The 13,895-nt window shown below is 72.9% G+C and carries 16 protein-coding genes; 11 read left to right on the top strand and 5 right to left on the bottom strand.

All coding sequences use genetic code 11. The features are described from left to right. The first annotated feature begins 122 nt into the window (after positions 1–122). On the top strand, positions 123–1,235 hold the full coding sequence (gene dapC, locus AB0A69_RS13420) for a succinyldiaminopimelate transaminase (RefSeq protein ID WP_361419631.1): 1,113 nt from the start codon (positions 123–125) through the stop codon (positions 1,233–1,235). 116 nt (positions 1,236–1,351) lie between these two features. On the opposite strand, the gene AB0A69_RS13415 is transcribed toward dapC, so the two are convergent. Next, a complete protein-coding gene (locus AB0A69_RS13415) occupies positions 1,352–1,783 on the bottom strand; it encodes an ATP-binding protein (RefSeq protein ID WP_361419628.1) in 432 nt (143 codons plus the stop codon). Between the two features lie 301 nt (positions 1,784–2,084). Continuing rightward, positions 2,085–3,023: a hypothetical protein gene (locus AB0A69_RS13410; RefSeq protein WP_361419625.1), complete on the bottom strand. Its 939-nt coding sequence runs from the start codon at positions 3,021–3,023 to the stop codon at positions 2,085–2,087. 50 nt (positions 3,024–3,073) lie between these two features. Between AB0A69_RS13410 and dapE the strand changes: the two genes are divergently transcribed. Both dapE and AB0A69_RS13400 read left to right on the top strand, forming a co-directional pair. Further along, entirely contained in the window at positions 3,074–4,165 is a 1,092-nt protein-coding gene (dapE, locus tag AB0A69_RS13405; RefSeq protein WP_361419829.1) for a succinyl-diaminopimelate desuccinylase, read from the top strand. Positions 4,166–4,242: 77 nt separating this feature from the next. Beyond that, complete coding sequence (locus AB0A69_RS13400; RefSeq protein WP_361419622.1) at positions 4,243–5,013, top strand: TIGR00730 family Rossman fold protein; 771 nt, start codon at positions 4,243–4,245, stop codon at positions 5,011–5,013. A 51-nt stretch (positions 5,014–5,064) separates the two neighbouring features. Here the strand turns inward: AB0A69_RS13400 and folP are convergent, their stop codons facing one another. Then, on the bottom strand, positions 5,065–5,925 hold the full coding sequence (gene folP / locus AB0A69_RS13395; protein ID WP_355364120.1) for a dihydropteroate synthase: 861 nt from the start codon (positions 5,923–5,925) through the stop codon (positions 5,065–5,067). A 104-nt stretch (positions 5,926–6,029) separates the two neighbouring features. Between folP and AB0A69_RS13390 the strand changes: the two genes are divergently transcribed. Beyond that, complete coding sequence (locus tag AB0A69_RS13390; RefSeq protein ID WP_361419619.1) at positions 6,030–6,449, top strand: cell division protein DivIVA; 420 nt, start codon at positions 6,030–6,032, stop codon at positions 6,447–6,449. Continuing rightward, positions 6,446–7,033 (top strand): DNA-3-methyladenine glycosylase I, encoded by a 588-nt coding sequence (locus AB0A69_RS13385; protein ID WP_361419616.1) that lies wholly within the window; start codon positions 6,446–6,448, stop codon positions 7,031–7,033. The genes AB0A69_RS13390 and AB0A69_RS13385 overlap by 4 nt, the downstream gene beginning before the upstream one ends. Here AB0A69_RS13385 and AB0A69_RS13380 read toward each other — a convergent pair. Further along, positions 7,030–7,818, bottom strand: a complete 789-nt coding sequence (locus AB0A69_RS13380) for an enoyl-CoA hydratase-related protein (RefSeq protein ID WP_361419613.1) — start codon at positions 7,816–7,818, stop codon at positions 7,030–7,032. The two genes, AB0A69_RS13385 and AB0A69_RS13380, sit on opposite strands and share 4 nt — an antisense overlap. A 309-nt stretch (positions 7,819–8,127) precedes the next feature. On the opposite strand from AB0A69_RS13380, the gene AB0A69_RS13375 reads away from it, so the two are divergent. Next, on the top strand, positions 8,128–8,295 hold the full coding sequence (locus tag AB0A69_RS13375; RefSeq protein ID WP_003985072.1) for a DUF3117 domain-containing protein: 168 nt from the start codon (positions 8,128–8,130) through the stop codon (positions 8,293–8,295). Between the two features lie 80 nt (positions 8,296–8,375). Here the strand turns inward: AB0A69_RS13375 and AB0A69_RS13370 are convergent, their stop codons facing one another. Further along, the gene (locus tag AB0A69_RS13370) at positions 8,376–9,041 is read right to left on the bottom strand and encodes an O-methyltransferase (protein ID WP_361419610.1); all 666 of its coding nucleotides are present in this window, start codon (positions 9,039–9,041) and stop codon (positions 8,376–8,378) included. A gap of 136 nt (positions 9,042–9,177) precedes the next feature. Between AB0A69_RS13370 and sigE the strand changes: the two genes are divergently transcribed. From sigE to AB0A69_RS13345, 5 genes are all read left to right on the top strand, one after another. Continuing rightward, positions 9,178–9,948: an RNA polymerase sigma factor SigE gene (sigE, locus tag AB0A69_RS13365; RefSeq protein WP_361419607.1), complete on the top strand. Its 771-nt coding sequence runs from the start codon at positions 9,178–9,180 to the stop codon at positions 9,946–9,948. Continuing rightward, positions 9,945–10,838 carry a zf-HC2 domain-containing protein gene (locus AB0A69_RS13360; protein WP_361419605.1) on the top strand — a complete coding sequence of 298 codons (894 nt, stop codon included), beginning with the start codon at positions 9,945–9,947 and terminating at the stop codon, positions 10,836–10,838. The genes sigE and AB0A69_RS13360 overlap by 4 nt, the downstream gene beginning before the upstream one ends. A gap of 106 nt (positions 10,839–10,944) precedes the next feature. Further along, entirely contained in the window at positions 10,945–12,486 is a 1,542-nt protein-coding gene (locus AB0A69_RS13355; protein ID WP_361419826.1) for a trypsin-like peptidase domain-containing protein, read from the top strand. A gap of 193 nt (positions 12,487–12,679) precedes the next feature. Further along, the gene (locus AB0A69_RS13350) at positions 12,680–13,108 is read left to right on the top strand and encodes a sec-independent translocase (protein ID WP_361419602.1); all 429 of its coding nucleotides are present in this window, start codon (positions 12,680–12,682) and stop codon (positions 13,106–13,108) included. Positions 13,109–13,174: 66 nt separating this feature from the next. Beyond that, on the top strand, positions 13,175–13,849 hold the full coding sequence (locus AB0A69_RS13345) for a hypothetical protein (protein WP_361419599.1): 675 nt from the start codon (positions 13,175–13,177) through the stop codon (positions 13,847–13,849). Positions 13,850–13,895: the final 46 nt, after the last annotated feature.

Genomic DNA, 13,895 nt, shown 5'->3' with positions numbered 1-13,895 from the left:
CGGCTTCGTCCGCTGTACGGGACCGACGTGTTTGGCCGTACGGGTGTGGCCGTGGTCGCCGGACCCGTACGCACAGAAGCCGTACGCAGAGAAGCCGTACGTAGAGAAAGAGAGCCCGCACCGTGTCCCCCGCCTCCTCGCGCGTCTCTTCGCGCCTGCCCGTTTTCCCGTGGGACAAGCTCGAGCCGTACAAGAAGACGGCCGCCGCCCACCCGGACGGCATCGTGGACCTGTCCGTCGGTACGCCGGTCGACCCCGTCCCCGAGCTGATCCGGCGTGCCCTGGCCGGCGCCGCCGACTCGCCGGGCTATCCGATGGTGTGGGGGACGCCCGAGCTGCGCGACGCGATCACCGGCTGGTGCGAGCGGCGCCTGGGCGGGCGCGGGCTCGCGCACACCAACGTGCTGCCGGTGGTCGGCTCCAAGGAGCTGGTGGCCTGGCTGCCCACCCAGCTGGGGCTGGGCGCGGGTGACGCGGTCGCCTACCCGCGGCTCGCGTACCCGACGTACGAGGTCGGCGCGCGGCTGTGCGGCGCGACCCCGGTCGTGTACGACGACCCGACGGAGCTCGACCCGGCCGGGCTCAACCTCAAGCTGCTGTGGCTGAACTCGCCGTCCAACCCGACGGGCCGCGTGCTCGCCAAGGACGAGCTGGTGCGGATCGTCGCGTGGGCGCGCGAGCACGGCGTGCTGCTCTTCAGCGACGAGTGCTACCTGGAGCTCGGCTGGGAGGCCGACCCCGTCTCCGTCCTGCACCCGGACGTCTGCGGCGGTTCGTACGAGGGCATCGTCGCCGTCCACTCGCTCTCCAAGCGCTCCAACCTGGCCGGCTACCGCGCCGCGTTCCTCGCGGGCGACGAGGCCGTCCTCGGCGAGCTGCTGCAGATCCGCAAGCACGGCGGCATGATCACGCCCGCGCCGGTGCAGGCGGCGACGGTCGTGGCGCTCGGCGACGACGCCCATGTGGCGGAGCAGCGCGCCCGGTACGCGGCACGGCGCGCGGCGCTGCGCGGGGCCCTGGAGTCGCACGGCTTCCGGATCGAGCACAGCGAGGCGAGCCTGTACCTGTGGGCGACGCGCGACGAGCCGTGCTGGGAGACCGTGGCGTACCTGGCGGAGTCGGGGATCCTGGTGGCGCCGGGTGACTTCTACGGCGAGGCGGGGGAGCGGTTCGTGCGGGTGGCGTTCACGGCCACGGACGAGCGGATCGAGGCCGCGGTGAAGCGGCTGGGCTGACGCCCGCCCGACCGGCCCGCGTACACGCCGAAGGGCGCGTACACGCCGAAGGGCCCGAGGAGCGACGCATCCGCTCCTCGGGCCCTTCGTGGTGCGTGTGCCGGTACGCGGCGGCGTCAGCCGAGCGCCGGGAGCCCGCCGGCCGGGAGCTGCGGGGCCGCCGGCAGGCCGCCGCCGAGCGCGTCGGTCGGGGCGGCGGAGGCGGCGCCGCCGACGAGGTCACCGGCGTTGCCCGCGGCGTCGCCGACGGCCTGCTGGGCGGCGGGCGTCGTGGTCTCGCCCGTCTTGGCGACGGTGTCGCCGACGGCCGGCACGGACTTCTTCACCGCCGAGCCGCCGGCCTCGCCGGCCAGGTCGGTGGCGCCACGGGAGGCGCCGCCCACGGTGTCGGAGGCCGAAGCGGTGTCGAGGCTGGAGACGCCGCCGAGGTCGGTGGCCTGGGGCAGATCCACGGCGTTTGCGGAGCCGGCCGCACCGACCACGGGAGCTGCGCCCGCTGCGATCAGCAGCGCGGCACGGGCGATCCGACGGGTCAGGGGGAGGGACATGATGCTCCTTCGACGGGAGAGGTCGTTGTCTGTCCGACGATCGGACGCTGTGACAACCGGTCGGAGGGCGGGGGAGGTTGCGGTGGCCCGAGGTAAAGAGTTGGTAATGCATCGCATTATCTGCTTCACGCAAAAACGGGCAAAGTGAGGTGTAGGGGCGAGGGTCGGGAACCCTTCGCAGAACCGTCACTCCCCAGGCGCCGCAAGGAAAAGGACGAGGATCGGCGAGGGAGGGCGCGAGGTCGGCGGAAAAAGGCGCGGGGGCAAGCCGCCGAGTAATTCGGGAGAGTGAATTCCAGCGCTACTGTGCGACCCGGATACGGACTTCGCCGGTGTGTGCATCGCCCGGCTCGCGGGAATCGTCATCCGCCCGCCAGCCCTCGGCCGACCGCTCGACGCTCCATACGCGGCCGGCGTACGACACCTGCGCGATGCCCAGCGCGTCCGCCTGCGCCACCGCCCACTGCGCCAGCTCCCAGCCGCGCCGCGAGCCCTCCGTGCCGTCGTCGCCGCCCGCGGCCGCGCCCTCCGGCCCGGCGGACTCCACCAACGCCGCCACCGGCAGGGCGATCTCCGAGGAGGCCGCGCCCTGGGCCTTCGGCAGCACCTCCTCGCCGAACGACCGCACCAACTCCGCGCGCACCTTCGCCGGATCGCCCGCCTCCGGTACGGCGCTGCCCGGCGTACAGGTCAGCGACGCCGCCGACCGCCCGGTCAGCGCGGCGGCCAGCAGCGCGGCGTCCGGCTCGTGCTTCGCGTACGCCTGCGGGAACCCGCTGCGCTGCACGCGCTGCGCGGCGACCGTCAGCGGCAGGCGCGAGTACCCCGGGACCTCGGCCAGGCGCTCGTAGAACCGGCTCGCCGAGAAGACCGGGTCCATGATCTGCTCCACGGTGCCCCAGCCCTGCGACGGGCGCTGCTGGAACAGGCCGATCGAGTCCCGGTCGCCGTGCCGGATGTTGCGCAGCGCCGACTCCTGCAGGGCGGTCGCCAGCGCGATCGTGACCGCGCGCTCCGGCAGCCCGCGCGTGGTGCCGACGGCGGAGATCGTCGCGGCGTTCGACGCCTGCTCGGGGGTGAGCCGGTACGTGTGCGAGCCGGTGCCCACCGTGCACTGCGGGCCGCCCTTGCCCGTCGTCATGTACTGCGCCACCACGTACCCGGCGAGTGCCAGCAGTACGGCGAACGCGACGGCGGTGCGGGCGATCCTGGGGTTGCGGGGGCGGGTGGACTCGGACACGAGCCCACCGTACTGGAGGCCGGGATAGGCTCGTCACCATGTCCGAGACCATGCCCGCGACCGCCTCCGCAGCCACGCTCGACCTGACCCTGGACGGTCCCGCGCTCACCGCCGCGCTCGTCGACTTCCCCTCCGTCAGCGGCACCGAGAAGCCCCTCGCCGACGCGATCGAACAGGCGCTGCGGACCCTTCCGCACCTGACGGTCGACCGGTACGGCAACAACGTCGTCGCCCGTACGAACCTGGGCCGCCCCGAGCGCGTCGTCCTGGCCGGGCACATCGACACCGTGCCGATCGCCGACAACGTCCCCTCGCGCCTGGACGAGAACGGCATCCTGTGGGGTTGCGGCACCTCGGACATGAAGTCGGGCGTCGCCGTCCAGCTGCGCATCGCCGCGACCGTGCCGGAGCCCAACCGCGACCTGACCTTCGTCTTCTACGACAACGAAGAGGTCGCCGCCCACCTGAACGGCCTCGGGCATGTGGCCGCCGCACACCCCGAGTGGCTGGCCGGGGACTTCGCGATCCTGCTGGAGCCCTCCGACGGCGAGGTCGAGGGCGGCTGCCAGGGCACCCTCCGGGTCCACCTGCGGATGACGGGCGAGCGCGCCCACTCCGCGCGTTCCTGGATGGGCTCCAACGCCATCCACGCCGCGGCCCCCGTCCTGGCCAGGCTGGCCGCGTACGAGCCGAGGCGGCCGGTGATCGACGGGCTGGAGTACCGCGAGGGGCTCAACGCCGTCGGCATCGAGGGCGGCGTCGCGACGAACGTGATCCCCGACGAGTGCACCGTCGTCGTCAACTTCCGCTACGCGCCCGACCGCTCCATGGAGGAGGCCGAGGCCCACGTGCGCGAGGTCTTCGCGGACTGCGGCGTCGACGAGTTCGTGGTCGACGACCACACCGGCGGCGCGCTGCCGGGCCTCTCGCACCCCGCCGCGGCGGCCTTCATGGAGGCCGTGGGCGGCGCGGCGCGGCCCAAGTTCGGCTGGACGGACGTGGCCCGGTTCAGCGCGCTGGGCGTGCCCGCGGTCAACTACGGCCCCGGCGACCCGCTCTTCGCGCACAAGCGGAACGAGCACGTCGCCGTCGACAAGATCACCCACTGCGAGCGGCGCCTGTACGACTGGCTCACTGCCTGACCACCGTAATTTCGCCATTCGTCATGTGCGTCGCCCTACCCTGAGCGGGAAACGATGTTCAGCGGAGGGAGCAGGTCATGGGCAACCCCGAGGCCGAGGCCGAAGGACTGCGGGCGCTCGCGGAACAGCGACTGGGGCCGGTGCTGCGCCGCCGTGAGCAGGTGCAGCCCGGTACGACCGATCAGCGGCTGCTGGACACCGCGGGCGATTCCGAGTGGGTGCACACCGACCCGTGGCGCGTCATGCGCATCCAGTCCGAGTTCGTGGAGGGCTTCGGTGCCCTCGCCGAACTCCCGGGCGCGATCAGCGTCTTCGGCTCCGCCCGCACACCGGTGGACTCGCCGGAGTACGAGGCGGGCGTCCGGATCGGCAAGGCGCTGGTGGAGGCGGGCTTCGCGGTGATCACCGGCGGCGGGCCGGGCGCGATGGAGGCCGCGAACAAGGGCGCGCGCGAGGCGAAGGGCATCTCCGTCGGACTCGGCATCGAGCTGCCCTTCGAGCAGGGGCTGAATCCGCACGTCGACATCGGCGTCAACTTCCGCTACTTCTTCGTGCGGAAGACGATGTTCGTGAAGTACGCGCAGGGCTTCGTCGTCCTGCCGGGCGGCCTGGGCACCCTGGACGAGCTCTTCGAGGCCCTCACCCTGGTGCAGACCAGAAAGGTCACCCGCTTCCCGATCGTGCTCTTCGGCACGGCGTACTGGTCCGGCCTGGTCGACTGGCTGAAGAACACCGTCATCGCGCAGGGCAAGGCCTCGGAGCGGGACCTGATGCTCTTCCACGTGACGGACGACGTGGACGAGGCGGTGGCGCTGGTGACGAAGGAGACGGGCGCGACTCCGCGTTAGCCGGTCCGCGCGGCGAGGGGCCGGGGCTCGTGCCCCGGCCCCTCGCCACGCCTACGCCAGCCCCCGGCGGGCGACGGCCGGCGGCCGGTGGCCCGCGATGGAGGCCACCATGTCGAGGACCTGCCTCGTCTCGGCGACCTCGTGGACGCGGTAGACCTGCGCGCCGAGCCAGGCCGAGACCGCCGTCGTGGCCAGCGTGCCGAGGACGCGCTCCTTGACCGGCCGGTCGAGCGTCTCGCCGACGAAGTCCTTGTTGGAGAGGGAGACCAGGACCGGCCACCCCGTCTCCACCATCTCCGGCAGGCGGCGCGTCGCCTCCAGGCTGTGCCGGGTGTTCTTGCCGAAGTCGTGGCCCGGGTCGATGAGGATGCCGTCGCGCCGCACCCCGAGCGCGGCCGCGCGCTCCGCGAGACCCACGGTGACGCGCAGGATGTCCGCCATCACGTCGTCGTACGTGGTGCGGTGCGGCCGCGTGCGCGGCTCCGCGCCGCCCGCGTGCGTGCACACCAGGCCCGCGCCGTACCGCGCGGCGACCTCCGCGAGCTTCGGGTCCACGCCGCCCCACGCGTCGTTCAGCAGGTCCGCCCCCGCCTCGCAGACCGCCTCGCCGACCTCGTGCCGCCAGGTGTCGACGCTGATCACGACGTCCGGATGCCGGCGCCGTACCTCGGCGACGAAACCGACCGTGCGGCGCGCCTCCTCCGCGGCGGAGACCTCCTCGCCGGGGCCGGCCTTGACGCCGCCGATGTCGATGATGGCGGCACCCTCCGCCACCGCCTGCTCGACGCGGGCGAGCGCGGGCTCGTCGCGGAACGTGGCGCCCTGGTCGTAGAACGAATCCGGGGTCCGGTTCACGATCGCCATGATCACCGGCTCGTGCGCGCCGAATTCACGCCGTCCCAAGCGCAGCATCCCGTACGTCCTCCTCGCGTTACGTCGACTGCGACCTTAGCTGTCGGTGGCGCATGGCACGATCGGGAGCAGACGGTTCGGCTCTTACCGGGAGAGGCACGCCTGTGTTCTGGTTCTTGATGATCGCGATGGTCGTGGTGATCGCCGCGGTCACCCTCGCGGTGGTCGGCGGCGGTGAGAGCGAGGTCCTTCCCGAGGCGGCGCCCGAGCAACTGGTGGACCCGCTGCCGCTGACCCGCCCGGTGGGCCGCGCCGACGTCGACGCCCTGCGGCTGCCGGTAGCGCCGCGGGGGTACCGGATGGCGGACGTCGACGACGTGCTGAGCCGGCTCGGCGCGGAGCTCGCCGAGCGGGACGCGCGGATCGCCGAGCTGGAGGCGGCGCTCGCCGGGGCGCAGGCGACCGCGGTCGGCGGGCCGGACCTCTTCGACAAGAGGCCCACCCGTCCGGAAACACGCCCGGAGGTCCGTCCGGAAACGCGCCCGGAAACCCGCTCCGGGGACGACGAGGAGCTGGGCCGGTGACCGGCGGAGTCGTACCCGGCCCGGACGGGAAGCCACGCTGCCCCTGGGGCGTCTCCGCGACCGAGTACGTGCCGTACCACGACGAGGAGTGGGGGCGGCCGGTCCACGGCGACGACGCCCTCTTCGAACGGCTCTGCCTGGAAGCCTTCCAGTCCGGCCTGTCCTGGATCACGATCCTGCGCCGCCGCGAGGGCTTCCGCCGCGCCTTCGCCGACTTCAAGATCGCCGCGGTGGCCGAGTTCACGGACGCCGACCGGGAGCGGCTGCTCGGGGACGAGGGCATCATCCGCAACCGCGCCAAGATCGACGCGTGCCTCGCCAACGCGCGCGTGCTGGCGGGCTGGGCGCCCGGCGAGCTCGACGCCCTCGTCTGGGGCCACGCCCCCGACCGCGCCGGAAGGCCGGCGCCCCGCACGATCGCGGAGGTGCCGGCGGTGACGGAGGAGTCGACCGCGCTGTCGAAGGACCTGAAGAAGCGCGGGCTGCGCTTCATCGGCCCCACGACGGCGTACGCCCTGATGCAGGCGTGCGGACTGGTCGACGACCACCTGGCGGACTGCGTGGCCCGGCGCGGCAGCCGCTAGCGGCCGAGGTACTTCGGCTGCTCCTTCGCGAGGAAGGCCTGGACCGCGATGGTGTGGTCCTCCGACGCGCCCGCCTTCGTCTGGAGCTCGTCCTCCTTCTCCAACGCCTCCTCCAGCGTCCGGGACGCGCCGTACGCCAGGGACTCCTTCAGCGCGGCGTACGCGAGCGTCGGGCCCGAGGCGAGGGTCCGGGCGACCGAGGCGGCCTCGGCGGGCAGGTCCGCCGCCGGGACCAGCCGGTTCGCGATGCCCAGGTCGTACGCCTCCTGCGCCTTGATCGACCGCGGGAAGAGCAGCAGGTCGGCGGCGCGCCCGGGGCCCACCACGCGGGGCAGCGTCCAGGAGACGCCCGAGTCGGCGGTCAGCGCCACGCCGGCGAAGGAGGTGTTGAAGGACGCGGTGTCGGCCACGACGCGGTAGTCGGCGGCGAGCGCGAAGCCGAAACCGGCTCCCGCGGCGACCCCGTTCACCCCCGCCACCACCGGCTTCTCCATTCCGGTGATCGCCCGGACGATGGGGTTGTAGTGCTCCCGCACCGTGCTCATGGTCCGGCCCGAGCCGTCGCCCAGGAGCGAGATGTGCTCCTTGAGGTCCTGGCCGACACAGAAGGCGCGGCCCGTCGCGGTCAGCAGCACGGCCCGTACCGCCGGGTCGTCGCCGGCGGTGTGCAGCGCGTCCCGGAGGGCCACCTTGGCGTCGATGTTCAGCGCGTTCATGGCGTCCGGCCGGTTGAGCGTGATCGTCGCGAGCCCCTCGCTCACCTCGTACAGCACGGTGTCGGCCATGGCGGATCCCCTCAGTCGATGACGACGATGTCCGCTCAGCATGGCGGAGATCTTCGCCCCCCTCCATGTGACCTGCGTCAAAGAAACTCCGGTGACGCGGCCGTACGCAGCGGCGAAGTATCGCAGGCGGATCGCCGAATTATGCGGTTTTGCGAGAGCGCGTTGCGGAAGCGATGCGGTCCGATGTTGGTCATCGGGTCCCGCCATGCGGGATAATGACCTGGAAGCAATGTGTTCGATGCCGGTGATGCGTGCCCATGCCAGAGGGCCGTCGGCGACGATGAGCTGGTTTCAGGAAGGGGAACGAGCATGGCGGCCATGAAGCCGCGAACGGGTGACGGCCCGCTCGAGGTGACCAAGGAGGGGCGGGGCATCGTCATGCGCGTTCCGCTCGAAGGCGGCGGTCGGCTTGTCGTCGAGCTGACTCCGGACGAGGCGAAGGCACTGGGCGAGGCGCTGGAGAAGGTCACGGTCTGACACTGCCCACGGTTTCTCCGACAGCCCCGGCGCGAGGGTACGCGCCGGGGCTGTCGCGTTCCCGCGGGTACGGACGGAACCTAGCCGCGCCGTACCGCGCAGAGCAGGCCGTCACCCACCGGGAGCAGCGACGGCAGCAGCTCCTGGCTCTCCCGTACGGCGCGCAGCAGCTCCCGCAGGCGCTGCACCTCGGCCGGCTGGGCCGCCGAGTCGACCGTGCGGCCGTCCGCGAAGACGCCCTCGAAGCAGACGAGCCCGCCGGGCCGCAGAAGGCGCAACGATTCAGCGAGGTAGTCGAGGCACTCCGTGCGGTCGCCGTCGCAGAAGACCAGGTCATAGCCGCCGTCCGCGAGCCGGGGCAGGACGTCCAGGGCCCGGCCGGGGATGAACCGGGCGCGGTTGCCCGCGAAGCCGGCCGCCCGGAAGGCCTGCTTGGCGAACTGCTGCCGCTCCGGCTCCGGGTCCACCGTGGTCAGAACGCCGTCCGGGCGCATGCCGTGCAGGAGGTAGATCCCGGACACCCCGGTCCCGGTCCCGATCTCGGCCACCGCCTTGGCGTCCGCGGTGGCCGCCAGCAAACGCAGCGCGGCGCCGGTGCCTGGCGACACCGAGGGCAGCCCTGCCTCCCGGGCCCGGTCACGGGCCCAGCGCAGTGCTTCGTCCTCGGCGACAAAGGCGTCGGCGAACGCCCAGCTCGTCTGCCGGTTGGCGGTAATGACCCTCTCCTGTCCCCGTAGTTGGCGCAACGGTGACTGTATCCGCTCGGGGCCGGGAACCCGCAGATGGGACCGGGCGTTAAGGAGGGGCAGAGGGACCAAGACACGGGAGACGGTCCCAAATTCACGTAAAGATTCTTATCCGGAGCTAACGGGCGAGGTGGCTATGGTAGGGGCTCTACTGGACACCACCAGAGCCGACAGGGGAGGTGCGGCTGCGCCTGTGGATCGGGGAGGAGTGCCGCTGCTGCGGCGCTTTCTCAGGTCGGCGGGTGAGCCGAAATCCGTGACCTACACCGCTGACCGTTCCCACGCCGTCGACGACTCCGCACCCACCACCGCGACCTTCGCCTCGGATGCGGAATCGCAGGCGTGGGCTCCGCCCTCGTGGGAGGAGATCGTCAGCACGCACAGCGGCCGCGTCTACCGCCTCGCGTACCGCCTGACCGGCAACCAGCACGACGCGGAGGACCTCACCCAGGAGGTCTTCGTCCGCGTCTTCCGCTCCCTGTCGACGTACACGCCGGGTACGTTCGAGGGCTGGCTGCACCGCATCACCACCAACCTCTTCCTGGACATGGTCCGCCGCAAGCAGCGCATCCGGTTCGACGCGCTCGGCGACGACGCGGCGGAGCGGCTGCCCAGCCGCGAGCCGTCCCCGCAGCAGGCCTTCCACGACACGCACTTCGACGCCGACGTGCAGCAGGCGCTCGACACGCTCGCGCCCGAGTTCCGCGCCGCGGTCGTGCTCTGCGACATCGAGGGGCTGTCGTACGAGGAGATCGCCGCGACCCTCGGGGTGAAGCTCGGCACCGTCCGCAGTCGCATCCACCGCGGCCGCTCCCACCTGCGCAAGGCCCTCAAGCACCGGTCGCCCGAGGCCCGCGCCGAGGGGCGCGCGTTCGCGGCCGTGGGCGGGGAGGGCGGACCCGCGTGAGTGGCACACGTCCGACCCCCGCGGAGCAGCATCTGGGGGACCGGCTCGCCGCGCTGGTGGACGGCGAGCTCGGCCATGACGCCCGCGAGCGGGTTCTCGCGCACCTGGCCACCTGCGCCCGGTGCAAGGCCGAGGCCGACGCCCAGCGCCGGGTGAAGAGCGTCTTCGCCCAGGCCGCCCCGCCGCCGCCCTCCGAAGGGCTGCTCGCACGCCTCCAGGGGTTGCCCGGGGGTCCTGTCGGCCGCGATGACGACGACGAACGACGCTCCGGCGGCGGACCGGGCGGCCCGGGCGGGCGCAGACCCTTCGCCGACGGAGTCTTCGAGGTGACCCGCGACGGCTTCGCGCTGCCCGGCGGGCCCGGCTCCGGCTTCCGTATCCACGAGGTCCACGACGTGGCCCGCCCGGCCGCGGACCGCTCGCCGTGGCGCGGACGCCGGTTCGCGTTCGCCGCCGCGAGCGCCGTGTCCTTCGCGGCGATCGCCCTGGGCGGCGCACTACCCACGGCCGCCACGCTCGACGCCCGGGGCGAGGGCGGCAACAACGTCAACCCGCTGCGTACACCCGGCCAGACGGCGAACGCCACCACCAATTCCGCGAGCGACCGCCGCCGCGGCAGCCTCCCCGGCAACGGCAACGGCAACGGCAAAGGCAACGGCAGTGGCGCCGCCAACGGCGCCGTCACGCCCGCCCCGGTCGTACGGGCGCAGTCGCGGCAGTCGGGAGCCCATCCCTTTCCCCCGGCGACCCTCCCGCCGACCGCGCTGACCGGGGTCGCCCCTCCGGCGCCGCTGGCCCCGCTGCTCCACCTCGCCAACGCCCCGGGCCTGGGCCCGGTCGCCACGGCGACACCGTCGTCGGGCGTTCTGCCACTGATCGCCCGACGCTGACCGGGAGCCCTGCGCGGGACCACCGGACCTGGTTGAATCCATGCCGCAGGGCGCCTCCAGCTCGCTGGGGCGCGGGACGGGACAGCAGCGCCGCAGCGGGGAGCACATGAACGACGGGAAGCCCACCGGTCCGAAGCCGAAATGGTGGAGCCGTCCGGCTCGCCCCGCCCCGGCGTCCCCGCCGGCGCCCGACCACCAGCCCGTACCGGTCGCGGAGCCCGCGCCGGTCGTACCGGGCGCCGAGCCCGTACAGGCCGCACAGCCCGCGACGCGGCCGCAGCCGCTGCACGAGCCCGACGAGTACCGCACACCGCCGTACGGGGAGCCCGGGCCCTGGGCGCCCGCGCCGCCCGTGCAGCGGCCGGTGGCGACCCCGCCGCACGGCACGCCGGTGCCTCCGGCGCCGCAGGCACCCGCCGTACCTCCCGCGTACGGGACTCCGGGAGCGCCCTCGCAGTGGCTGCAGTACGACCCCTGGAGCAGCCCCGGCGGCCGTCCGCAGCCGCTCACGCACGCCGGTGAGCCGCCCGCCCGCAAGGCCCCGCGGCGCGGGCTCGCCTTCACCGGCGCGCTGCTGCTCGCACTGGTCAGCGGCGTACTCGGCGGCGGCGTCGGCGCGTACATCGAGCGCCACGGCGGGCTCACGACCGTCGAGCTGCCCCAGGCCGGCCCCGAGGGCTCCGACCGGGCCCCGGACAGCGTCGCCGGCATCGCCGCCAGCGCCCTGCCCAGCGTCGTCACGATCCACGTGAGCGGCGGCGGCGAACAGAGCACCGGCACCGGCTTCGTCCTCGACGAGCGCGGCCACATCCTCACCAACCACCACGTCGTCGACCCCGCCGGCACCTCGGGCGACATCACCGTCACGTTCAGCGGCGGCGAGACGGCCCCCGCCAAGCTCATCGGCAAGGACAGCGGCTACGACCTCGCGGTCGTCCAGGTCACCGGCGTCTCGAACCTCAAGCCGCTGCCCCTGGGCAACTCCGACAACGTCCGCGTCGGCGACCCGGTCGTCGCCATCGGCGCGCCCTTCGACCTCCAGAACACCGTGACCTCCGGCATCATCAGCGCCAAGGAGCGGCCCATCACGGCGGGCGGCGAGAAGGGCGACGGCAGCGACGTCAGCTATGTCGACGCGCTCCAGACCGACGCGCCGATAAACCCCGGCAACTCCGGCGGCCCGCTCGTCGACTCCAAGGCCCGGGCCATCGGCATCAACAGCGCCATCCGCGCCGCCGACAACGGCGCGGGTCTCGACGGCGGCCAGGGGGGCTCGATAGGGCTCGGCTTCGCCATCCCCATCAACCAGGGCAAGCGCGTCGCCGAGGAACTGATCAACACCGGCAAGGCCACGCACCCGGTCATCGGCGTCAGCCTCGACATGAAGTTCGGCGGCGACGGCGCCCGGGTCGGCGAGAAGGCCCAGGACGGCAGCCCGTCCGTCGTCCCCGGCGGACCCGCCGCGCAGGCCGGCGTCCGCCCCGGCGACGTCATCACCAAGGTGGACGGCCAGCGGGTGCACAGCGGCGAGGAGCTCATCGTGAAGATCCGCGCCCACCGTCCCGGCGACCGGCTCCGGCTGACGCTGGAGCGCGGCGGCAAGGAGCAGACGAAGACGCTCACCCTGGGCTCGTCCTCCGATGACTGACGCCATGACGGAGGCGGTGGCTGCCGCGATGACCGAGGCGATGACCGAGGCGGTGGCTGCCGCCGGTGGTGGAACGGCAACCTGACGGTAACCACCAGGTACCGTCCCGGCAGCCCGGCCAGGTACCGTGGAGCGGGCCCCGGGCCCTCGGTACCGACCCCTGTGGAACCGGACCCTGTGAAGGAGCGGCAAGGTGTTCAACGACATAGGCGGATTCGAGCTCGTGGCGCTCGTGGTCCTTGCCGTGCTCATCTTCGGGCCGGAGAAGCTGCCGAAGGTCATCCAGGACGCCGCCCGCTTCATCCGGAAGATCCGTTCGTTCTCGGAGAACGCCAAGCAGGACATCCGCAGCGAGCTCGGCCCCGAGTTCAAGGACTTCGACTTCGAGGACCTCAACCCCAAGACGTTCATCCGCAAGCAGCTCACGGAGAACGAGGACCTCAAGGAGATCCGCAGCAGCTTCGATCTCAAGAAGGAGATCACCGAGGTGGCGGACGCGGTCAACGACCGCGGCGACTCCTCCGTCCCGGCGACCGTCAACGGAGGCGGCCCGGACCTGCTGAAGAAGCGCGACACCCCTGAGCCGGGCGAGCGTCCCCCGTTCGACGCCGACGCCACCTGAGCCCTTCCGCGGCGCGCGGTGGCTAAGCTCTCCCTCTGTCCACGTATCGAGGAGGCGGCCGGACAGATGGAGACGACAAGTCGGGTGGGCGCGCAGAGCGCCGCACCCAGCGCCAGATCCGCGTCCGACGGGGTGCCGGGCGCCCGCCGCACGGTGGACGGCTATCTGCGGGCGCCCTTCCCCTGGTACGGCCTCGACGAGGCGTTCACCGGCCCGCGCTGGCTGATGCAGGTCGGGGTCTCGGCGGACGGCACCGTCCAGCACGGCTCGACCGGCCACGGCGACGAGCCGTCGATAAGGCCCGAGGCGATCGGCGCCCCCGCCGACCGGGAGCGCTTCGCCGTGGTCGTCACGGTCGCCGCCAACCCCGTACGGCGCAGCGGCGACGGCACGGGCGTGCTCGACGCCACGAGCGTCTCCTCCGCGGCCTGGCTGGCCGGCTCCGGGCTCCTCGCGTACACGTGGCCGCCCCAGCTGGACCACACGCTGCGCGACAACTGGCTCGACCAGCAGACGGAGACCGCCTTCGAGCTCGCCGACGACCTGACCGGCCCGGCCTGGACGTCGCTGTCGCTGCCCGTCGACGGCGTGCCGGTGCCGTTCCACTACCGCGAGTCCGAGTTCGGCTGGGTGCTGGCGGGCACGACACGGGCCGGGGTCCACCTGGGCGCGTACGGCCGCGGGATGAGCGCGTACGGCCTCGGCTTCGCGGTGATCCGGGACATCACGGCGTACGTGTAGCGAAGGCGCCGGACACATGAGAGGGGGCGGCCCGCAGGCCGCCCCC

This window comes from Streptomyces sp. NPDC045431, assembly GCF_040646655.1.
Classification (GTDB): domain Bacteria; phylum Actinomycetota; class Actinomycetes; order Streptomycetales; family Streptomycetaceae; genus Streptomyces.
The sequence above is the reverse complement of the archived record's forward strand: the minus strand, read 5'-3'. Positions and strand labels throughout refer to the sequence as shown.